Annotated in this window: 19 protein-coding genes; 4 read left to right on the top strand and 15 right to left on the bottom strand. The window is 72.1% G+C overall.

The annotated features are described in order from the left end of the window. Positions 1-2 precede the first annotated feature (2 nt). The 12 genes from shc to ACGFMP_RS31580 all read right to left on the bottom strand — a co-directional run bounded on the left by shc (position 3) and on the right by ACGFMP_RS31580 (position 14083). Positions 3-2024: a squalene--hopene cyclase gene (shc, locus tag ACGFMP_RS31635; protein ID WP_393676772.1), complete on the bottom strand. Its 2022-nt coding sequence runs from the start codon at positions 2022-2024 to the stop codon at positions 3-5. A gap of 99 nt (positions 2025-2123) precedes the next feature. Beyond that, a complete protein-coding gene (locus ACGFMP_RS31630; protein WP_393676770.1) occupies positions 2124-3194 on the bottom strand; it encodes a polyprenyl synthetase family protein in 1071 nt (356 codons plus the stop codon). Then, positions 3191-4600 carry a hydroxysqualene dehydroxylase HpnE gene (hpnE, locus tag ACGFMP_RS31625; RefSeq protein WP_393676769.1) on the bottom strand — a complete coding sequence of 470 codons (1410 nt, stop codon included), beginning with the start codon at positions 4598-4600 and terminating at the stop codon, positions 3191-3193. Before hpnE ends, ACGFMP_RS31630 begins: the two co-directional genes overlap by 4 nt. A gap of 160 nt (positions 4601-4760) precedes the next feature. Further along, positions 4761-5705, bottom strand: coding sequence for a presqualene diphosphate synthase HpnD (hpnD, locus tag ACGFMP_RS31620; protein WP_393676767.1), 945 nt, complete (start codon positions 5703-5705; stop codon positions 4761-4763). Further along, a complete protein-coding gene (hpnC, locus tag ACGFMP_RS31615; protein WP_393676765.1) occupies positions 5702-6589 on the bottom strand; it encodes a squalene synthase HpnC in 888 nt (295 codons plus the stop codon). The genes hpnD and hpnC overlap by 4 nt, the downstream gene beginning before the upstream one ends. A 320-nt stretch (positions 6590-6909) precedes the next feature. After that, complete coding sequence (locus ACGFMP_RS31610) at positions 6910-7716, bottom strand: ABC transporter ATP-binding protein (RefSeq protein WP_393676764.1); 807 nt, start codon at positions 7714-7716, stop codon at positions 6910-6912. Further along, a complete protein-coding gene (locus tag ACGFMP_RS31605) occupies positions 7703-8632 on the bottom strand; it encodes an ABC transporter permease (RefSeq protein WP_393676763.1) in 930 nt (309 codons plus the stop codon). The genes ACGFMP_RS31610 and ACGFMP_RS31605 overlap by 14 nt, the downstream gene beginning before the upstream one ends. Before the next feature lie 81 nt (positions 8633-8713). Next, on the bottom strand, positions 8714-9598 hold the full coding sequence (locus ACGFMP_RS31600; protein WP_393676761.1) for a glycosyltransferase family 2 protein: 885 nt from the start codon (positions 9596-9598) through the stop codon (positions 8714-8716). 7 nt (positions 9599-9605) lie between these two features. Further along, positions 9606-10385: a CDP-alcohol phosphatidyltransferase family protein gene (locus ACGFMP_RS31595; RefSeq protein WP_393676760.1), complete on the bottom strand. Its 780-nt coding sequence runs from the start codon at positions 10383-10385 to the stop codon at positions 9606-9608. Next, positions 10363-11424, bottom strand: a complete 1062-nt coding sequence (locus ACGFMP_RS31590) for an iron-containing alcohol dehydrogenase family protein (protein ID WP_393676758.1) — start codon at positions 11422-11424, stop codon at positions 10363-10365. Before ACGFMP_RS31590 ends, ACGFMP_RS31595 begins: the two co-directional genes overlap by 23 nt. After that, positions 11412-12164: a sugar phosphate nucleotidyltransferase gene (locus ACGFMP_RS31585; protein ID WP_393676756.1), complete on the bottom strand. Its 753-nt coding sequence runs from the start codon at positions 12162-12164 to the stop codon at positions 11412-11414. Before ACGFMP_RS31585 ends, ACGFMP_RS31590 begins: the two co-directional genes overlap by 13 nt. Continuing rightward, entirely contained in the window at positions 12161-14083 is a 1923-nt protein-coding gene (locus tag ACGFMP_RS31580) for a DUF5941 domain-containing protein (protein ID WP_393676754.1), read from the bottom strand. The genes ACGFMP_RS31585 and ACGFMP_RS31580 overlap by 4 nt, the downstream gene beginning before the upstream one ends. A 548-nt stretch (positions 14084-14631) precedes the next feature. Here ACGFMP_RS31580 and ACGFMP_RS31575 point away from each other — a divergent pair. Together ACGFMP_RS31575 and idi are read left to right on the top strand one after the other, a co-directional pair. Continuing rightward, entirely contained in the window at positions 14632-15570 is a 939-nt protein-coding gene (locus ACGFMP_RS31575) for a cation diffusion facilitator family transporter (RefSeq protein ID WP_393676752.1), read from the top strand. Between the two features lie 74 nt (positions 15571-15644). Next, positions 15645-16256, top strand: coding sequence for an isopentenyl-diphosphate Delta-isomerase (idi, locus tag ACGFMP_RS31570; RefSeq protein WP_393676750.1), 612 nt, complete (start codon positions 15645-15647; stop codon positions 16254-16256). Between the two features lie 7 nt (positions 16257-16263). Here the strand turns inward: idi and ACGFMP_RS31565 are convergent, their stop codons facing one another. Beyond that, the gene (locus ACGFMP_RS31565) at positions 16264-16734 is read right to left on the bottom strand and encodes an ATP-binding protein (protein ID WP_393676903.1); all 471 of its coding nucleotides are present in this window, start codon (positions 16732-16734) and stop codon (positions 16264-16266) included. Positions 16735-16983: 249 nt separating this feature from the next. Between ACGFMP_RS31565 and ACGFMP_RS31560 the strand changes: the two genes are divergently transcribed. Next, complete coding sequence (locus tag ACGFMP_RS31560) at positions 16984-17757, top strand: enoyl-CoA hydratase/isomerase family protein (protein WP_393676902.1); 774 nt, start codon at positions 16984-16986, stop codon at positions 17755-17757. Positions 17758-17797: 40 nt separating this feature from the next. Here the strand turns inward: ACGFMP_RS31560 and ACGFMP_RS31555 are convergent, their stop codons facing one another. Both ACGFMP_RS31555 and ACGFMP_RS31550 read right to left on the bottom strand, forming a co-directional pair. Then, a complete protein-coding gene (locus ACGFMP_RS31555; protein ID WP_393676749.1) occupies positions 17798-18685 on the bottom strand; it encodes a DMT family transporter in 888 nt (295 codons plus the stop codon). A 208-nt stretch (positions 18686-18893) separates the two neighbouring features. Continuing rightward, on the bottom strand, positions 18894-19709 hold the full coding sequence (locus tag ACGFMP_RS31550; protein WP_393676747.1) for a TrmB family transcriptional regulator: 816 nt from the start codon (positions 19707-19709) through the stop codon (positions 18894-18896). A gap of 311 nt (positions 19710-20020) precedes the next feature. On the opposite strand from ACGFMP_RS31550, the gene ACGFMP_RS31545 reads away from it, so the two are divergent. After that, a partial coding sequence (locus ACGFMP_RS31545; RefSeq protein WP_393676745.1) for a putative Ig domain-containing protein occupies positions 20021-21665 on the top strand: 1645 nt, incomplete at its 3' end.

The raw sequence follows: 21665 nt of genomic DNA, 5'->3' as shown, positions 1-21665 counted from the left end.
AACTATGCCCCCTTTCCCGCGGCTGTGGCGGTGGCGGTGTGTCCCGCGGCACCGAAGGGCTCGCTGCGGGCGTAGCGTCCGAGCGCGGTGAGCGGGAAGACCATGCGGTACAGGTGGTAGTTGATCGAGAAGTCCCGCGGGAAGCCGGTGCCGGTGAAGTAGGGCTCGTCCCACGAGCCGTCCGGCAGCTGGGTGTCGGCCAGCCACCGCACCCCGCGCTCGACGGCGGGGGTGTCCCGGCGGCCGGCGGCGAGCAGCGCCATCAGCGCCCAGGCGGTCTGCGAGGCGGTGGAGTGCCCGCGTCCTGCCCATTCCCTGTCGGAGTAGGAGCGCAGGTCCTCGCCCCAGCCGCCGTCGGCGTTCTGCACGGACTCCAGCCAGTCGACGGCCCTGCGGATCGCCGGGTGGTCGGCGGGCAGCCCGGCTGCGGCCAGCGCGGGGACCGCGGAGCCGGTGCCGTAGATGTAGTTGACGCCCCAGCGGCCGAACCAGGAGCCGTTGTCCTCCTGCTCGGCCAGCAGCCAGTCGATGCCGCTGCGGGTGTGCGGGTCCCCCTCGATGCCCAGTGCGGCGAGCATCTCCACCACGTGGGCGGTGACGTCCGCGGACGGCGGGTCGATGACCTCGCCGAAGTCGCAGAAGGGCAGCCGGTTGGGGAAGGGGCTGGTGTTGTCGGCGTCGAAGGCGCCCCAGGCGCCGTTCCTGGACTGCATGCCGACCGTCCAGCGCACCGCCCGGTCCACGGCGGTGTCCACCCGGGCCTGGTCGGGGTGGGCGACCCGGCGAAGCGCGAGCACGACCTCGGCGGTGTCGTCGATGTCGGGGTAGTTGTCGTTGTGGAATTCGAAGGCCCAGCCGCCGGGGGCGAGCTGCGGGCGCTGCACGGACCAGTCGCCCGGGCGGGTGATCTGCTCCCCCATCATCCAGTCGGCCGCCTTGATCAGCGCCGGGTGGTCCGCGGGCAGGCCGGCGTCGGCCAGCGCGATCGCGGCGAGGCAGGTGTCCCAGACCGGGGACTGGCATGCCTCGATCATCCGGACGCCCTCTTCCGGCCAGACGGCGAAACGATCCAGCGAATCCAGCCCGGCCTTGAGCACCGGGTGGTCCAGGTCGTAGCCGAGCAGGTGCAGGGCGATCACCGAGTACACGGCCGGCGGCTGGATGCCGCCCCAGCAGCCGTCGGCCTCCTGGCGCTCGATGATCCAGCGGGCGCACGCGTTCATGGCGCTGCGCCGGACCGGACGCGGGCTGAAGCGTCGGTAGACGTGCAGCACCTGGTCGAGCCGCTGGAAGACCCCGTCCCAGCTGGTGATGGGGGCACGGCGCTGCTTGGGGCTGGGCTGCGCGGGGTTGATGTGCAGTTCGTCGATGCCGAAGGGGGCGGGGCGCACCGGGCGCAGCGCGCCGACGACGGTCAGCGGCACGATGGTCTGCCTGGCCCAGCAGCCGAAGGAGTAGATGTTCAGCGGCATCCACTTGGGCAGGTAGATGACCTCGGGCGGGAGCTCCGGCAGGTCGTCCCAGTCCCACCAGCCGAAAAGCGCGAGCCAGATCCGGGTGAAGACCCGGCTGGCCGCCACCCCTCCCTCGCCGCGCGACCACTTGGCGGCCAGCGACATGTGCGCCTGGTCCGGGGAGTCCCCGGCGAGGCGGAGCGCCACGTAGGCCTCGATGGTGGCGGACAGGTCGCCCGGGCCGCCGTGGAAGGTGGGCCAGGCGCCGTCCTCGCGCTGCTGGGAGCGGATCCAGCGGGCGGAGGCGGCCGTGGTGGACGCGTCCTGGATGCCGAGGAACTGACGCAGCAGCAGGTCCTCGGCGTCCATCGTCACATTGGTCTCGAGGTCGCCCTTCCACCATCCGTCAGGGTGCTGCCGCGCCAGGAGGTGGTCTGCGGCGCGCTGCACGGCACGCTGCGCCGCCGCCTCGGGGTCACCGGATGGAACAGGATCCGGGTCCGAGGTGCTGCTGGCCGAGGGTGTCCGGTGGGTTGGCGTACCTGGACTGCCATCGGTCGTCGCTGTCATGGCTTCCCCTTTGCAGTTGAGACTTCTGCGGTGTTGGGGGCGGCCGTCGGCCGTCACATGCGAGGGACCGGCGACGTCAGCGCTCCACGTTGCTGTTCTTTACTTCTCGCGGACCACCACAAAATCCGCAAGACCTACGAGTTTACGATTAATTTCTTCCGGCATGTCCATTTTGTCCAGCGCGGCGACGGCGGTTGCGTACTGCCTCCTGGCTTCCTGGGAAGTCCATTCGCGCCCGCCGGCCTCTTCGATCAACGCCGCGCGCATGGCGAACTCTTCCTCGTTGAAGGCATCGTTTTCAGGATTCTTCGCATCCGCCGCGAGCAGTTCACCCAGCCGCTCCGATGCCGGGCCGCCGGCGGCCAGCGCGGCCACCACGGGAAGGGACTTCTTGCGCTGCCGCAGGTCGCTCCAGGTCTGCTTACCGGTGCTCGCCGGATCGCCCCAGATGCCCAGCAGGTCGTCCACCGCCTGGAAGGCCAGCCCCAGGTGGTAGCCGTACTCCTCCAGCGCGTCGGCGTCGGCCTCGGACGCGCCGCCGAGCACCGCGCCGATGGAGGCGGCACAGGCCAGCAGCGAGCCGGTCTTGTTGCCCTCCATGTCCAGGCACTCCTGGACGGAGACCCGCTCGAGGTGTTCGAAGGTGATGTCCTGGGCCTGACCGTCGATCAGCTTGCGGGTGGCGGTGGTCAGCCGGCGTGCGGCCCTTCCCGCCTCCACGGTGCCCTGCTCCAGCAGGATCTCGTTGGCCAGCGCGAAGAGCGCGTCGCCGACGAGGATCGCCTGTGCCGGGCCGTGCACCTTCCACACCGTGTCGCGGTGCCGCCGCTGCTCGTCGCCGTCGATCAGGTCGTCGTGCAGCAGCGAGAAGTTGTGCACCAGCTCCACCGCGACCGCGCCGGGGATGCCGGTCTCCGCCGGGGCACCCGCCGCCTCCGCGGTCAGCAGGGCGAGCGCGGGGCGTACGGCCTTGCCGCCGTCGCCGTCCGCGGGCCTGCCGGTCTGGTCGATCCAGCCGAAGTGGTAGGACGCCACGGTGTCCATCGGGGGTGCGAGGCGTGCGACTGCCGCGCGGAGCACTGGGGTGGTCAGGATGCGGCCTTTTTCCAGCAGCGCAATGACGCCGGCAGCGGTCACGTTCTCTCCTCTGGTTGCACCAATAGCACTCATGCCGCCTCCAGGACGCCGTTGTCAACCGGCAGGCCGAGGGCGGACAAAGCTTCTTTCGACGCGTGCAGGCCGCTGCGCACCGCGCTCTCCATGGTCGCGGGCCAGCCTGTCGCGGTCCACGCCCCGGCCAGGAAGAGGCCGGGGGCGCGGGTGACGGGTCCCGGCCGCAGCGCGCCCACCCCCGGGGTGGGCGCGAAGGTGGCGGTGCGCTCCCGGGTGACGAACACGTCGCGGACGACGGCTCCACGGGCGGCGGGGAGCACACGCTCGAGTTCCGGCAGGTAGCGGTCGCGCAGCTCGGCGACCGGCAGGTCGATCTCGTCCTCGACGGCCGACTGCGACACGGCCACGTACTGGCCGCCGCCGGTCAGGCCGGAGCTCTCCGTACGGTCGAAGACCCACTGGACGGGGCTGCCGAGAGCCGCGAGAAACGGCTGCCGGAGCACCTGTCTGTCATAGATCACATGGACATTGAGGATCGGTGCGGTGCCGATCTGCAACAGCTTTTCCGGATGCTGGACAGCGCCTTCCGGCAGCAGGGCGTGCGCCTCGCGCTGCGGGACGGCCAACACCACCACGTCGGCGGTCAATTGCTGGCCGCGGCCGGGTCCCGTCTCCAGCGAGACCTGCCAATCGCCGTCCGCCGACCGCTCGATGCCGCTGGTGCGGGTCCGCAGCAGCGTACGGACGCCGGCCTTGTCGAGCGCCTTGCGGCCGCGGCCGTCGTGCAGGTCGCCGAGCGGCGCGGAGGCCCAGCCGATGTCGGCGGCGCCGGGGTCGGTCAGCAGCCCGGTCTTGAAGACCATCGCGGCAAGGCCGAGGGAGGAGTGCGCGGCGGTGGCGTTGAGCGTCGCCACGCCGACCAGGTCCCACAGCGCCTCGATGGTGCGGGCGGACTGCCCGCGTGCGGCCAGCCAGCCGGCGAAGTCGATGTCGTCCAGGGCCGGGTCGGCCAGGTCGAGGCGGCGCAGCGCGAGGGCGGCCCGGCCGACCGAGGCGCGCTCGCGCAGCGACAGGTGCGGATAGCGGGCCAGGCTCGCCGCCAGGTGCAGCGGCACCGGAAGGGCCGCCCTGGTCAGCCGGCCGGTCCGCCCGGTGTCGGCGTCGACGACCGGCACGTCCAGCCGGTCCTGGAGGGTGACCAGGTCGCGGGCGGCGATCCGGTCGAGGAACCACTGGTAGGCGGTGCAGCAGCGCAGGAAGACGTGCTGGCCGTTGTCCACGGTCAGCTCGCCGCGCTTGAAGGAGAAGGCCAGCCCGCCCAGCCGCGGGCGTGCCTCGGCGAGCGTGACGCGCAGACCGGCGTCGGCCAGTTCCAGTGCGGCGGTGATGCCGGCCAGGCCGCCGCCGACGACCACGGCGGTGCGGTCGGGCGACTGCTCCGATCCGCCGTGCGACCTCGTCATTCGTCCCCCCCTCCGGCCGGGCACCGCGGGATGCGGCGCGCTGTCGCGGGAAGTGACGCGGTGAACGGGTGCGGGGTTGCCTGGCTGCGGGCGCCACGCGTCCCGTGACGGTTCGACCGGTCTGCCGCGTGCCGTGGACCCGCGCCCTCGCGGGTGGGTCTCACGAGTCCTCCAGAGGGCTGCGGGCGGTGCGGCGCGCGTCCAGGCCCGCCAGGCCGCGGACGGCGACGTAGGCCTTCTGCCGGCCGGGCAGCGACACCCGGCCGCGCAGCACGGCCTCGGGGTCGGCGGCGATCCGGTCGAGCAGCCGGCGGTAGATGCCCGCCATGGCGGCCACGCACGCGCCGCTGCGCCGGTCGAGCATCGGCAGCAGCCGGTATCCGGTGGCGAAGAGACTGCGCGCCCTGCGGACTTCGAATTCCACCAGGCCGGCGAAATCCGAGCCGGGCGGTGCGGTGTCGCTGTGGAATCCCGCGGCGCATCCGAATTTGGCGAGGTCCTGTGCGGGCAGATAGGTACGTCCGCTGCCGGCGTCCTCGCGGACGTCGCGGAGGATGTTGGTGAGTTGCAGGGCAAGGCCGAGCGTGTCGGCGTATTCGGCGGCACGTGCATGATCGTGCCCATTCACGGTGCCGAACACGCCAAGCGAGAGCCTTCCGATCGCACCGGCCACACAGCGGCAGTAAACGGCCAGGTCGTCCCACGTCTCATAAACCTCGCCCCGAACATCCATCAGAACACCGTCGATGAGTTCGTCCAGGCCTTCGAGCGGAATGGGGAAGACGCGGGCGGCATCGGCGAGCGCGACGGCGACGGGGTCGGTGTCGTCCTCGCGGATCTCGCCGTTCCTGACCCGGGTGAGCAGCTGCCTGGTGGTGTCGAGGCGTGCGGTTTTCTCGGCGGGCGCCAGATCGCCGTCGCCGATGTCGTCGACGCGCCGCGAGAACGCGTAGAGGGCCGACATGGCCTGCCGCTTGGCGGTGGGCAGCAGACGGATGCCGTACGCGAAGTTACGGGCCTCGTGGCCGGTCACGGTCTCGCAGTACCTGTATGCGGCAAGTACCGGTCCGGACGTGTGGGCGGAACCGTTCACGGTCCGGCTCACCCCTTTCTTCGCAATGTCGACCCCACTTCGCGCAGCAGGCCGTTCTTGGTGGCTTTGGGCGAACCCGCGAGGACGTCGTATCCGGCACGCTCGACCGATTTCAGTGCCGCACGCCCTCCGCCGACGAATCCCGCGAGCAGCAGCCGAAGCCTGCCACGGACGCTACCCACCAGGGGGGTACCTTCATTCAACAGCGCGCGGGCGCGTTCGGCCTCGAACGCGACCAATGCCTTGACCTGCGGGCCTGCCTGCGGTGCTGCCAGGTCGGCCTCATCCACGGCGTAGCGTTTCATGTCCTCCGACGGCAGATACACCCGGTCCCTCGCAAGGTCCTCCGCAACGTCCTGCAAGTGCTCGACGATCTGCAGTGCGGTGCACACCGCGTCGGAGTGGCGGACCCGCTCGGGAGTCGAGGTGCCGGTGATGGACAGGACCAGGCGGCCGACCGGATTGGCGGACAGCTCGCAGTACGCGAGCAGGTCGTCGTAGGTCTCGTAGCGGGCCACCAGCTGGTCCTGCCGGTTGGCCGCGATCAGTCCGAGGAACGGGTCGGGGGTCAGCCGGTGGCGGCGGACGGTGGGCTGGAGGGCGAGCAGCAGGGGGTGGGTGGGGGTGCCGTCGAAGACCCGCCGCAGGTCCGCCTCGAAGGCGTCCAGCATCGCGACCCGGTCGCCGGCGGCCGCCGGGTCGAGGCCGAGGCGCACCGCGTCCTGGCGGCCGCCGCCCGCCAGGTCGCCGTCGCCGATGTCGTCCACCAGGCGGGCGAAGCCGTAGACCGCCATCAGGTCCTGCCGCCACGCACGCGGCAGGAAAACCGGTGCCACCGGGAAGTTCTCGCGCGCGGCCTTGTCCAGCACGGCCCGGGACGTGTCGTCCGCGGTCACCGCGGGCTGCCCGGCGCACAGGCGGGATACGTGCCCCGGAGCAGGATGGTCCCGTGTCTCATGGCCGCCACATCCCCCGTTCTACACCGCCCGGTCGGATCTTCCCATTTCGGACACGCCGCCGCGCCGGGCGTCGCACACCCGGTATCGATCATCAGAGGGCTCCCAGCACCGGTACAGCTTACGTCGGGCCACTGCCCGGCGTGCGCCGGGGGCGCGAAGGACAGTACCTGCGACAACGCGCGGCCCCCGCCGGATCATCCGGCGGGGGCCGTCGTTTTTCGCGACGTCCGGCCGCGGTCTCCCGCGGCGGCGTGTCGCTACTTGCTGTGCGCCTCGTAGGCCTTGATGACGTCGTCGGTCGGGCCGTCCATCAGCAGCTCGCCCTTCTCCAGCCACACCACCCGGTCGCACGTGTCGCGGATGGACTTGTTGTTGTGGCTGACCAGGAAGACCGTGCCGGCCTCCTTGCGCAGCTCGCGGATCCGCTCCTCGGACCTGCGCTGGAAGGCCCGGTCGCCGGTGGCCAGTGCCTCGTCGATCATCAGCACGTCGTGGTTCTTGGCCGCCGCGATGGAGAACCGCAGCCGGGCGGCCATGCCGGACGAGTACGTGCGCATCGGCAGCGAGATGAAGTCGCCCTTCTCGTTGATCCCGGAGAAGTCGACGATCCCCTGGTAGCGCCCGCGCACCTCCTCCTGCGACATGCCCATCGCCAGACCGCCGAGCAGCACGTTGGTGGCGCCGGTCAGGTCGTTCATCAGCGCCGCGTTCACGCCCAGCAGCGACGGCTGGCCGTCGGTGTAGATCCGGCCGCTCTCCGGTGGCAGCAGACCGGCGATGGCCCGCAGGATGGTGGACTTGCCGGAGCCGTTGGAGCCGATGATGCCGATGGCCTCGCCGCGGTAGGCGGTGAAGCTCACCCCGCGCACCGCGTGCACCCGGCGGACGTTCGGCGAGCCGCGGCGCAGCAGCAGCCGGCCGAGCGCGGCGGTGGCACTGCCCTTGCCGGTGCCGGCGCCGTAGACCTTGTAGACGATGTGCACGTCGTCCACGATCACCGTCGGGACGCGGCCGTCTGCCGTCTGCGTAGCTGTTGCGACGGGTTGCTGCTCAGCCACGGCCATACTGCTCCTCCGCCTTCCAGAAGTAGATGTAGCCGCCGACGCCCACCAGGACCGCCCAGCCCACCGCGCTGATCCACACGTGCGGTGGCATCTGCGAGGCGGTGACACTGTCGATCAGTGCGAACCGGGCCAGGTCGATGTAGACCGCGGCGGGGTTGATGTCCAGCAGGACCCGTACGTAGTGCGGGGCCTTCGAGGTCAGGTTCTCGATGCTGTACATGACGCCCGAGGTGTACATCCAGGTGCGGAGCATGAACGGCATCAGCTGGGCCAGGTCGGTCATCTTGCTGCCGAGTCTGGCCACGATCATCGCGAGCCCGGTGTTGAAGACCCACTGGGTGATCAGCGCGGGGATGATCAGCAGCCAGGAGGCGTCAGGGACCTCGCCGGTCATCAGCACGATCGCCACGAGCACGAACATGGACATCATCAGCTGCTGGAGCTGCATCAGCGTGAAGGCGATCGGCATCGAGGCACGCGGGAAGTGCAGCGCCCTGATCAGCCCGAGGTTTCCGGCGACCGCCCGCACGCCGCTCATCACCGAGGACTGCGTGAAGGTGAAGATGAAGATGCCGGTGACCAGGAACGCGATGAAGTTGTCGACGCCTTTTCTGGTGCCGATCAGCACACCGAAGATCAGGTAGTAGACCGCCGCGTTCAGCAGCGGTGTCATGACCTGCCAGAGCTGGCCGAGGCGGGCCTGGGTGTACTGCGCCGCAGTACGCGCCTTGGCGAACTCGTTGATGAAATGTCGGCGGCCCCACAGCTGCCGGGTGTACTCCGCCAGCCCCGGGCGGGCACCGCTGACGGTCAGCCCGTACTTGGCGGCGAGCTGGGAGGGACTGAGGCCGTCATCGGCCGTGGGTACCGGTGGGGCACCGACGGCGACCGCACCATTGTGCGTTGTCTCGCTCACAGTTGACACTTTCGTCCTCAAGGTGCGCGCCGGGTGCAGGGGATTCCCGGGCTGCGCCTGATGCTCTCAGGTCCGAGCTTGTCAGATGATCGGGGGTCGGCCCAGCCGGGTCAACCGCCAGACCGTCCGCCACTTCATCGGCCGCCGCTCACCGCAGGGTGTGGCCCATCCCTCCCGGAAGCCGCCGAGCCACGCGCGCAGCGCGGGACCGGACGGCCGCCGCAGCAGCGTCAGGGCGAACCACACTCCGAGGTAGACCGGGACCAGCAGCCACGGCAGATTGCGCCGGGCCAGCCAGACCCGGTTGCGGGCCACCATCCTGTGGTAGACCGCGTGCCGCGCCGGCGAGGTCGTCGGGTGGTGCAGTACGAGGTCGGAACGGTAGTCGATCATCCAGCCCGCGTCGAGCGCGCGCCAGGCGAGATCGGTCTCCTCATGGGCGTAGAAGAACTCCCCCGGCAGCGGTCCGACCTGCTGGATCACCCGGCTGCGGACCGCGCAGGCACCGCCGAGGAAGGTGGTGACGCGGGAGTTGCGCATCGGATCGGCGGCGCGCAGCCGGGGGACGTGGCGGCGCTGGGTGACCCCGGTGTCGGGGTCGGCGATCCGGAAACTGATGATGCCCAGCTGCGGGTCGGCCGCGAAGGCCGCCCTGACCAGCTCGGCGGTGTCGTCGCCCGGCAGCAGCCCGTCGTCGTCGAGGAAGAGCACCACGTCGACATCGGCGGCGGCCGGCCCGAAGAGCTCGATGCCCGCGTTGCGGCCGCCGGGGATGCCCAGGTTCTCCGGGAGCTCGGCGGTGCGCACCCCCTCGGGCAGCACCGGCAGCGGGGAGCCGTTGCCGATCACCGCGACCTCGACCTGGGGGCCCTGCTGCTTGGCGACCGAGTCCAGCAGGTCCCGCAGCTCGGCCGGCCGGTTGCCCATGGTGATGACGACCGCGCCGACCTTGAGCGGTTCGCTCATGTCCGCCTCATTTCAGCCTGCTGGAAGCCAGGACCGACACGAGATGCAGCAGCGTCTGCACCAGTGCGATTCCGGCCAGAACGGCCACGCCGAGCCGGGTGAAGAACAGGTCGCCGCGGATCTGGTCGACGAACGCCAGCACCAGGATGAGCAGCGAGGCCTCGACGCCCAGCACCAGCCGGTGGAACTGGAGCGCGGCGGCGGCCTTGCGGGCCAGCGCAAGGCCGGAGGAGCGCGGCTGGGAGGCCGCCTCCTTCACCGGCGGCAGCCCGCCCTGGTGGCGGGCCACACCGACGAGGTCGGTCTCGGCCTTGATCAGGATCGCGCCGAGCGCGGCGAGGGTGCCGAGGAAGGCCCACAGCCAGTCGATCCGGCCGTCGCCGAACAGGTCGGCGGCGCGCAGTCCGAAGCCGACGAGGACCGCGGCGTCGCACAGGTAGGCGCCGACCCGGTCGAGGTAGACACCGCTGAGCGAGAACTGCTGCTTCCAGCGGGCGATCTCACCGTCGACGCAGTCGAGCAGCAGGTAGAGCTGGACCATCAGCACGCCGAGCACGGCGCCGGTGATCCCCGGCACGAGCAGTGCCGGGGCGGCGAGCACGCCGAAGACGGTCATCAGGTAGGTCAGCTGGTTGGGCGTGACCCGGGTGGGGACCAGGTGCCGGTCTATGCGCAGCGAGAGCTCGCGCATGTAGAGCCGGCCGGCCCAGTGCTCGCCGCTGCGCCGGTCCTTGACACCCGGGGGGTGGACGACCGGGCGCAGTTCAGCTACTGATGGTTTTGGCATAGTCGGCGTATGCGTCCCTGATCTCGGTTGCGGACAGGTCGAGGTGTTCCAGGATCGTGAAGCGGCCGGGGCGGGTCTGCGGGGCGTAGCCCACCGCCTGTGCGAACTCCGCTTCGGTGAAGCCCATCTCCGCGGGCAGCACGGGCAGGCCGTGCCGGCGCAGGGTGTCGGTGATCACGCCCGAGTCCTCGCGGGCGCCGCGCAGGTGCATGGCGAAGGCGGCGCCGAGGCCGACCTGCTCGCCGTGCGCGGCGGCGCGCTGCGGGTACAGCAGGTCGAGCGCGTGGCTGATCTCGTGGCAGGCGCCGGACGCGGGGCGGGTGTCGCCGCTGATCGACACGGCGATGCCGGACAGCACCAGGCCTTCGGCCAGCGTGCCGAGGAAGGCGTCGTCGCCGATCCCGCCCGGGTGCCGCAGCACCGCCTCGCCCGCGCTGCGGGCCATCGCGGCGGCCAGGCCGTCGACCGGCTCGCCGGTCTCGCGGTGGGACAGCTCCCAGTCCGCGATGGCGGAGATGTTGGAGACCGCGTCCCCGATCCCGGAGCGGATGTAGCGCGCCGGGGCCTCGCGGATCACGTCGAGGTCGACGACCACCGCGATGGGGGTGGGGACGCCGTAGGAGCCGCGCCCGTTGTCGTTGTCCAGGGTGGAGACGGGCGAGCAGATGCCGTCGTGCGCCAGGTTGGTGGCGACCGCGACCATCGGCAGCCCGACCCGTGCGGCGGCGTACTTCGTGACGTCGATGATCTTGCCGCCGCCGAGGCCGACGACCGCGTCGTAGCGCTTGCCCCGTATGGCGTCGGCGAGCTTGACCGCGGCGTCGATGGTGCCGCCGTGCACGGGGAACCAGTCGGCGCCCGGCAGCTCGGGGGCGAGCCGCTCGCGGAGCTTGACCCCCGAGCCCTCGCTCATGGCGATGGCCAGCTTGCCCGAGGTGGAGATGCGCTGGTCGGCGAGCAGCCGGGAGAGGTCGGCGAGCGCGCCCGCCCTGATGTCGACGACGACCGGCGAGGGGATCAGCCGGGTCAGTACTGGCACGCGATCTCCCGGCCCTTGGCGAGGTCGTCGTTGTTGTCGATCTCGACCCAGGCGACGTCCCCGATCGGCGCCACGTCCACGGTCAGGCCGCGGTCGACCATCTCCTGGTAGCCGTCCTCGTAGTACAGGCCGGGGTCGCGCTCGAAGGTGGTCTTGAGGGCGTCGGCGAGATCGGCGGCCGCCTCGGGCTCGATGAGGGTGACACCGATGTACTCGCCGGTGGCCTCGGCGGGGTCCATCAGCTTGGTGATCCGCCGCACGCCCTTGCCGGCCTCGACGACGACCTTCATCTCCTCGTCGGCGAGGCGCTTGACGGTGTCGAGCGCCAGGATGATGCGCCGGCCCTCACCGCGGGCGGCGAGCAGCGTGCGCTCGACCGAGACGGGGTGGACGGTGTCGCCGTTGGCCAGAATCACACCCTGGCGGATCACGTCGCGGGCGCACCACAGGGAGTAGGCGTTGTTCCACTCCTCGGCCTTGTCGTTGTCGATCAGCGTGAGGGTGAGCCCGTAGCGGGCCTCGAGGGCCGCTTTGCGCGCGTAGACCGCTTCCTTGCGGTAGCCGACGACGACAGCCGCCTCGGTGAGGCCGACCTCGGCGAAGTTCGCCAGGGTGAGGTCGAGCACGGTCAGGCTGTCCCGCGCGCCTTCCGGGCCGACCGGGACCAGCGCCTTGGGCAGCGTGTCGGTATGGGGGCGCAGGCGCCTGCCTGCGCCGGCCGCCAGCACGAGGCCGATCATGCGGGTTCTCCTGATTCGTCGTGTACGGCGGCCGCGGCCCCCGAGGACACCCAGAAGCGGATGCTCTCGGTGAGGACCAGCAAGGCGATGGCGATGGCGAGCACCGTCAGCGTGGCCGTGAAGCCTGTGCGGTGGGCGGCGACGGCGGCCGCGAGGGCCACGACCAGCGTGCGGCCCTCGTGTCCGCCCGCGAACCGCACCACGGCCCGCGGCGGCGCGCCGGCGCCGCCGCGTATGCGGTACACCGTGTCGTAGTGATGGTAGGCGACGGCGGCTACCAGTCCGAAAGCGGCGGGCAACGCGCCGTTCACCTCCGAGACGGCGGCGAGCGCGAGCACCGTGCCGTACTCCCCCGCCCTGAACATCGGCGGGACCAGCCAGTCGAGCGCGCCCTTGAGCGGCAGCGCGACGGCGAAGGCCGAGGCGACCGCGTAGACCGCGGCGACGAGCACCGGATACCAGCTGCCGTGCGGGGCCAGCGCGGCGGTCGCGACCACCCCGCAAGCGGCGAGCAGCGCCACGGCGGGCGCGGCGAAGGCGGGCGCCCTGCGGGCGAGCGGGCGCAGCACCCCGGAGAGGATCTCGGCGAGCGGGCCGCTGTCGGCCAGGTCGTCGAGCGCCCTGGCGGCCCGGTCGGTCCTGCGTGCCTTGCGGGTCAGCGAGCGCAGCACCCGGCCCGCGGTGGTGTAGCAGGCGGCGAGCGCGCAGCCGACGAGCAGCACCACGAAGGTGATCCGCGGGGTGCTGACCGCGGTGAGCACCGCGATCAGCGCCCAGCGCTCGCCGATCGGCAGCACGACCATCCGGCGCACCCAGACCGTCCAGCCGACGCTGTCCAGCTTGTCGGACAGCGCGGCGGTGGGGCTGGTGTTGCCTGTGGCGTCGTGGTTGGCCTCGTTGAAGGCGAAGTCGACGACATGGCGGCAGGTCTGGAGCACCATCGCGCCCAGGGCGAGCGCCCACACGTCGTCCCCGCCGCGGGCCGCGCCCAGGGCGAGACCGGCGTAGTACGCGTACTCCTTGGCCCGGTCGAAGGTGGCGTCGAGCCAGGCACCCAGGGTCGAGTACTGGAGCGAGTAGCGGGCCAGCTGGCCGTCGGTGCAGTCCAGCACGAACGATCCGAGCAGCAGGACGCCGGCGGCGACGAATCCGGCGCGGGTGCCGGTGGCCGCGCAGCCCGCGGCGATCAGCGCGACCAGCAGCGAGGCGGTGGTGACCTGGTTGGGGGTCAGCCCGCGGCGGGCGCACCAGCGGGCCAGGTAGCGCGAGTAAGGGCTGATGCAGTGGGTGGTGAAGAAGCCGTCGCGTGCCTTGACCGCGCTGCGCAGCCTGACGGACTCCTCGTCGACGGCGGCGATCGCGGCGGCCGCGGCGTCGGCGGCGGCGCGGTCGGTGGGCACCTCGGCGACCAGGACCCCCAGCTCGGGGCGGTGCGGCGGCTCGCCTGCCGCGGCCAGGCCGGCGGCCAGCGCGTCGGGCAGCACGTCGTCGGCCGGGGTGCCGCGGCGGGGGGCAGGGAACGGGACGGCGGCACCCTGCGGGTCGGCGTCGGTGCCGGTCGCCGCGTCGGGCGGGGTGGCCGGGCCCGGCACGGTGTCCGTGCCGGTGGCCGTCGCCGTCGTGGTGGGCGCGGCGCTCGCCGCGGTGCCGGACGCGGCGGTGGCCGTCGCGGCGGAGCCGGCGGCCGCGCCGCTCGTGGCCGTCGCCGTGGCGCCTGCGGGGCGGGCGGCAGCGGCGGACGAACCGCCGGGAAGCGCCGCCAGGGCGCGGACCAGCGACTGGCGGGCCGCGGGGAGGGCGGTCATGGCGCCGGGCACCGCCGCGGTGTCGAACCGCGGATCGGTCAGTGCCAGGCGCAGCGCGTGCAGGTGGCCGCGGAAGCGGCGGTCCACCACGGCCACCCGGTCGCCGGACGGCACCTCGGCGAGCCGGGCCGCGACGGCGTCCGGCGCGTCCGCCTCGACGACCTGGAACCCCAGTGCCCGCAGGTCGTCCGTCAGCGATGACGACGACCCCGCGGCGGGCGGGCCGGTGAGAATAGCGGTCGGCAGAGGAACCCACTCCCTGGAAGCGTGCGAAGGCCGTGCCCGCGGGCGGCCGGCGGCGGAGCAGCCGGCCGCCCGGCACGACGGCAGAGGCTATCGGATGAATGACAGTGGTCGTTCACCGACTATTCGCCCAGACTTGGTGCGCACGGTGTGATCATCATGCGCGATCGGCGGCGCCCCGACAACCAGCATCCCCTCTACGCCGTACGAGTGACCGCCCGGACTCTCCTCGCGCCCTTCCCGCGTGGCTCATCGCCGCAGGTCATCGCACATGACAACGGTCTCCAGTACCGGCTTGCCCACCGTGGGTGACCGGTGTTGACTGACCGCCGCGGCCGGAAGGCCCGGGCCCGGGTTCTCCGACGGCGGCCCGCATACAGAACGGCACATCGCAGCGTAAAAGGGAAGGGGACGCGCCGATGGGGGCAGGGCACAGCCACGGTCACGGGCACACGCACGGCCACGGCGGCACCGTGACGGCCGCGCACCGCGGCCGGCTGCTGGTCGCGCTGGGCATCACGCTGCTGGTGCTGGCCACCGAGGTGGTGGGCAGCGCGCTGACCGACTCGCTGGCACTGCTCGCCGACGCCGGGCACATGGCCACCGACGCGGCGGGCATCGCCATGGCGCTGCTCGCCGTGCACATCGCGGGCCGCCCGGCGAACGAGCGCCGCACCTTCGGCTACGCACGCGCCGAGATCCTGGCGGCGGTGCTCAACGCGGTGCTGCTCTTCGGCGTCGGCGCCTTCATCTTCGCCGAGGGCATCAGCCGGCTGATCACCCCGCAGCACTTCGACGGCGGCGCCACCATCGTCTTCGGCCTGGTCGGCATGGTCGCGAACACCGTCTCGCTGCTGGTGCTCATGCGCGGCCAGCAGGAGAGCCTGAACGTGCGCGGCGCCTTCCTCGAAGTGATGGCGGACGCGTTGGGCTCGCTGGCCGTGGTGGTGGCCGCGGTGCTCTTCCTGACCACCGGCTGGCGGCAGGCGGACGCGGTGGCGTCTCTGCTGATCGGGCTGCTGATCGTGCCGCGCACCTGGCGGCTGCTGCGCGAGGCCGTGGACGTGCTGCTCGAGGCGGCGCCCAAGGACGTCGACATGGCGGCGGTACGCCATCACATCGAGGGGCTCAAGGGCGTGGAGGGCCTGCACGACCTGCACGCCTGGACGATCACCTCGGGGATGCCGGTGCTGTCGGCGCATGTGGTGGTCAGCCAGGAGGTGCTGGAGGAGGTGGGCTACGAGAGGATGCTGCACGATCTGCAGGGCTGCCTCGGCGCCCATTTCGACGTCGAGCACTGCACCTTCCAGCTGGAGCCTGTCGGGCACGCGGAGCACGAGGCACGGCTGTGCCACTGAAGAGGGTGTCCGCGATCGGCGGCACCCCGAGTGAGGCAGACTGAGGACTCGCCGTCGAAATGCGAAGGATGGTTATGCCCAGCAGTCCTGCCACCGATCGACCCGGCTCCTCCGCTGTTCCGCCGTCCGCCGGCAGAACCGAGGAGCCGATCATGCTCGAACTGGTCGACGAGAACGGTGTGACGACCGGCACAGCGGAGAAGCTGTCGGCACACCTGGCGCCCGGCCGGCTGCACCGCGCCTTCTCGGTCTTCCTCTTCGACGACGAGGGCCGGCTGCTGCTGCAGCGCAGGGCGCTGGGCAAATACCACTCGCCCGGCGTGTGGTCCAACACCTGCTGCGGCCACCCTTACCCCGGTGAGCAGCCGTTCGTCGCCGCCGCCCGGCGTACCGCGGAGGAGCTGGGGGTCGCGCCGGTGCTGATGCGCGAGGCGGGCACGGTGCGCTACAACCACCCGGACCCGGCGTCCGGCCTGGTCGAGCAGGAATTCAACCACCTCTACGTCGGGGTGGTGCGCGGGCCGCTGGACCCGGACCCCGAGGAGATCGACGACACCGCCTTCGCGGGTCCCGCCGATCTGGCGGCGCTGCGGGCCGAGGGGACCTTCTCCGCGTGGTTCGGCTCGGTGCTCGACGCGGCGCTGCCCGCGGTGCGCGAGGTGACCGGGGGCCGGGCCGGCTGGTAGCCGCGGTTCAGCGGGCGGGCGGCCGGAGCGGCAGGGCGGCCCAGATCACCTTGCCGCCGGTCGCGGTCTGCGCGATGTCGCAGCTGCCGCCCGCCTCCGTGGTGATCGTCTTGACCAGCAGCAGTCCCCGCCCGCCGGTCCTGCCGTGATCGGTCTCCAGCGCCTTGGGGCGGTAGGGGTGCTGGTCCTCCACCGCGACCCGGATCCAGTCAGGCCCGACCGCGACCTCCACCCCCAGCTCGGGCGAGAGCACCGCCGCGTGCTTCACGGCGTTGGTGACCAGCTCGGAGACGATCACCAGCAGCCCGTAGAGGATGTCCTCGTCGATCGGCACCGCCAGGTCGGCGACGAGCGCGCGCACCCCGTGCCGCACCTGGGGGACGGAGGAGTCCACGGCGGGGGCCGTGAAGCGCCACACGCCCTCGTACGGTCCCGGGGCCGGAGCCTGATCGTGCGGGACACTCCCGCGGACCTCCATGACCGCACCCACCATCGCCTTCGCGTACGTGTCCCCGCAGGTACCGCCGGTGTCCCGGCGGATTCCGCCTCATGGCATCGAGTGTCCGCAATGCCGGGGCCGCACCGGCCGGGAAACCGTAAGTCCGCACCTTTCAGCGATTCGCGACCGGTGCCGACCGGTAATGTCGTCCCGCCGACCGATTCCGACCGGCCGCTGTCGCATGCGTGCCGCCCGCGCGCCCGTCCTGTCCGAGGAGTCGCCATGACCATGCCGCCGGCGTTGTCGGTCGGCACCGCGGACGGCACCGCCACCGTCACCATCTCCAACCCGGCCCGCCGCAACGCCATGACCACGGACATGTGGGCCGCGCTGCCGGGCCTGCTGGCGCCGCTGGCGGCGGACCCCGCGGTGCGGGTGCTGGTGCTGACCGGGGCGGGCGACACCTTCTGCGCGGGCGCCGACATCAGCGGCTTCACCGACGCCGCGGAACTGCGGGCGGTGCAGGAGGTCGCGGTCGCGGCGGAGGAGGCGCTCGCCGCCTTCCCCAAGCCGACGCTCGCCGCGGTACGCGGCCACTGCGTCGGCGGCGGCTGCCAGCTCGCGGCGGCCTGCGACCTGCGTTTCGCGGCACAGGGGTCACTCTTCGGGGTGACACCGGCAAGGCTCGGCATCGTCTACCCCACGTCCTCCACCCGGCGGCTCGCCCGGTTGACCGGTCCCGCCACGGCCAGGCACCTGCTCTTCTCCGCGGAGCTGATCGACCACGAGCGGGCGCTGCGCACCGGTCTGGTCGACGAGGTGTGGCCGCCCGGCGCCCTCGCCGGGCGGGTCCTGGAGTACACCGCCCTGCTCGCCACCCGCTCGCGCCTGACGCAGCACGCCGCGAAGGACTTCACCGCCGACTCCCCCGCGCCCGGCCGCGAGCCCTACTGGTCGGCGCAGGCAGCCGCGAGCCCCGACCCGCTGGAGGGCGCCACCGCCTTCCTCACCCGCCGGCCCCCGCGCTTCACCTGGACCCCGCCGGGCAGCGGCACGCCGTAGCCGTCGTCGCGGACCGGCGCGGGGGCACGGCCACGGGGCGTCAGCGCATCCGGCCGGCACCGACCGGCTCCTCCTCCGCGACGCCGGTGGGCATCGCGGGGTGGCGGCCGAGCAGGACCACGCCGCTCACGATCGCCGCGAGGCCCGCCGCCTCCCAGGCGAGCGCTCCCGAGGTGAACCGCAGCCGGTCGCCGAGGAAGCCCACCCCGCAGGCGATCCCGGCGATCGGCTGTGCGGCCGTCAGCGACGGCAGCGACATCCGCAGCGGCGCCATCTCGAAGGCGCTCTGCACCAGCAGCATGCCGGTGAGCCCGAACACGCCGACGGCGTACGGCTGCCAGGACGCGGCGAGCCTGCCGAGCCCGTCGTCCTGGATGATCTGGCCGCAGACCCGGGTCAGTGAGTCCTGGAGCCCGTAGAGCAGCCCGGCGGCAAGGCCGAGCAGCGCCGCCTCGCCCGATCTGGGGAGCCTGCGGGCCTTGAGGGTGAGCAGCAGCGCGATCCCGGCGACGACGCCGAAGACCAGCCAGTGCCGCAGCGCCCCTGCCTCCGCGCCGCCGCCCCTGGGCCGGCCGGCGACGATGAAGCCGGTCACGCCGAGCGCCAGCAGGGCGACCCCGAGCCAGCCGTTCCAGCCCAGTGGCTGGCCGGTGAGCTTGCGCGAGAGGGCCATGGCGAACAGCAGGTTCGTCGCGGTGAGCGGTTCGACCAGCGACACCTCGCCGTATCCGAGGGCGATCGCGCCCAGCACCTGGCCGCAGACCATCAGTCCGACGCCGAGCAGCCAGTCCGGCATGTGGATCAGGTCGAGCAGCAGCCGGAAGGAGAGGAAGTCCGCGAGCGGGGCACGGGTGGCCGCGCGCTGCTGCAACACGAACCCGAAGCCGAGGCAGCAGGCGGCACCGACTCCGAGCAGAAACACGCCCACACGCCCACTCTATGGCCTGTCCGGCGCATCCCGGTGTATCCCGGCGGATCGGGTGACTCGCCCGCGTACCGGTTCTTACGCGGATGATTCGGCCTGGTGGTGGGATGCGGTGCCGGGTGCCGCGGGGCGGGCAGGGCCCGCAGGACAGGCCCTGGGCCTGTGCCACCGGCGCCGGCGGTGCGGCCGTCCGGTGGTGCGGCCGTCCGCCTCAGGGATGGGTGCCCGGCACGGTCTGTGCGCTTTCCCACACCGTGAGGAAGGCCAGCCGCAGGCAGGCGGCGAGCGCGGGGTGCTCGATGTAGAGCGCGGTGGTGGCGCCGGTGCCCGCGACGGGGTCGGGCATGTCGCACAGCACGAGGCGCGCGTCGGCGACGACGAGCTTGAGCGGCAGCTCGGCGGTGAAGCGGCACTCCTCCCCCGCGGCGCCGAAGCGGCGTACGTTCTCCAGCACGTCCGCGTCGTCGAGCGCGTCATGGGTGTAGACGGCCCGCACGGTGCCGCCCGAGCGGCGCAGCCTGCGGGCGACCTTGATGCCGGGGGTGTTGGCCGCGGGGGCGACGAAGGGCGGCTTGCAGAAGCTGAGCAGTTCGCGGCTGGCGTGCGCCTGGATGTCGGTGAAGGCCTCGGCGATGGCCTTGGGGTCGCGCAGGATCTCGACGTAGTCCAGCGGGACGGTGTGGTTGCGCCCGTCGGCCCACACCGGGACGAGTGCGGCGGTGAGCGCGGTGGAGACCCGGTCGAGGCGTTCGAGCTGTTCGCGCTGGAGGGCCATCAGCCGGGCGACGGCCAGCTCGGGACCGATGGCGGAGAAGGTCGCCACCCGGCCCGGATGGGCGACGGCCAGCCGGCGCCTGACGAGGGCGTCGAGGACGTCGTAGACCCGTTGCCGCGGTACGTCGGCGGCGCGCGCCACCTCGGCGGCGGTGTACGACTCCCGGCGTACGAGGGCGAGGTAGACCCGTGCCTCGTAGCGCGCGAGACCGAGTGCGACGAGGTCGCCGACCGGTTCTTCCTCGGTGTCCATGGCGCCACAACGTATACGGCCCTGATCGTTCCGGGGAAGCGAGCGGGGGTGCCGTCCGCGGTGATTCGAGGGGAAGCCTTTGCCATTACCCGGTAGTCCCTTGGGCCGGGTTTCACTACCTTCAACCTCGGCCACCACTGAACGTGGTGGCAGTGAACGGAAGTTGACAACCGTCGACAACGTGATCACCAGTGAACGTGCGCCACTCGAAGTCCCAGGCGATACCGCTCCATGATCAGTTGTCATGACCTTGACATCCCGATCATTCGCGGACGCCCTCGGGAGCAGATCCCCCCATGGAGGGCAGTTCATTGCAGCTGACAAGTCCCGGCCGGGTCAGACGTGCGATCCGCCGCGCCACCGTCGCCGTCGTCGCCGCCGGCGCGCTGGTCACCGGCGGCATGGTCGCCGCCGCATCCCCGTCCGTCGCCGGCACCCCCGCGGCCACCTCCGCGAACGGCACCGGAGCCACCGGCGGTGCCGCCACCGCCGCGCACACCGAGCGCCTGTGCTCGGCCCCCGCCGCGCCGGGCCGGATGTCCTGCCTGGCACTCGCGCGCACCGACGTCATCCACCACCTGGGCATATCCCCGGACGCCACACCTTCCGGCTACGGCCCCACCGACCTGCAGAGCGCGTACGCCCTGCCGTCGTCGGCCGGCGCCGGCGCCACCGTGGCCATCGTGGACGCCCAGGACGACCCGAGCGCCGAGGCCGACCTCGCCACCTACCGCAGCCAGTACGGCCTGCCGGCCTGCACCACCGCCAACGGCTGCTTCAGGAAGGTCAACCAGAGCGGTGGCACCAGCTACCCCTCGGCCGACTCCGGCTGGGCGGGCGAGATCTCACTCGACCTCGACATGGTCAGCGCCGTCTGCCCGCAGTGCCACATCCTGCTGGTCGAGGCCACCTCGGCGAGCATGGACGACCTGGGCACCGCGGTGAACCGGGCCGTCACCATGGGCGCGAAGTACGTCTCCAACAGCTACGGCGGCGACGAGGACTCAAGCGACACCACCGCGGACTCGCAGTACTTCAACCACCCCGGCGTGGCCATCACCGTCAGCTCGGGCGACGCGGGCTACGGTGCCGAATACCCGGCCTCGTCGCGCTACGTCACCGCGGTCGGCGGCACCTCGCTGTCCCGGTCGAGCGGCACCTCGCGCGGCTGGACCGAGAAGGTGTGGGGCTCGACCACCGGTGACGGCGCGGGCTCAGGCTGCTCGGCCTACGACGCCAAGCCCAGCTGGCAGACCGACACCGGCTGCGCCCGGCGCACCGTCGCCGACGTCTCCGCGGTCGCCGACCCGGCCACCGGCCTCGCCGTCTACGACAGCTACCAGGCCAGCGGCTGGCAGGTCTACGGCGGCACCAGCGCCTCCTCGCCGATCATCGCGTCGGTCTACGCGCTGGCCGGCACCCCGGCCGCAGGCAGCACTCCGGCCTCCTACCCGTACGCGCACACCAGCGCCCTCAACGACGTGACCACCGGCACCAACGGATCGTGCGGCAGCAGCTACCTGTGCACCGCGAAGGCGGGTTACGACGGCCCGACCGGCCTCGGCACCCCCAACGGCACCAGCGCCTTCACCAACGGCGGGTCGACCGGCGGCAACACCGTGACGGTCACCAGCCCGGGCAACCAGTCCACCAAGGTCGGCACCGCCGTCAGCCTCACGGTCCACGCCACCGACTCCGCGTCCGGCCAGACCCTGACGTACTCGGCGACCGGCCTGCCCGCGGGCCTGGCGATCAACGCCTCCACCGGCGTCATCTCCGGCACCCCGAGCACGGTGGGCACCTCGAGCGTCACCGTCACCGCGAAGGACTCCACCAACGCCACCGGCTCGGCGTCCTTCAGCTGGGCGGTCACCAGCGGCAGCGGGGGCGGCTGCACCGCAGGACAGCTGCTGGCCAACCCCGGCTTCGAGAGCAGCGGCGGCTGGACCTACTCCA

Source organism: Streptomyces sp. NPDC049040 (assembly GCF_043197715.1).
In the GTDB taxonomy this organism is placed as follows: domain Bacteria; phylum Actinomycetota; class Actinomycetes; order Streptomycetales; family Streptomycetaceae; genus Actinacidiphila.
The sequence above is the reverse complement of the archived record's forward strand: the minus strand, read 5'-3'. Positions and strand labels throughout refer to the sequence as shown.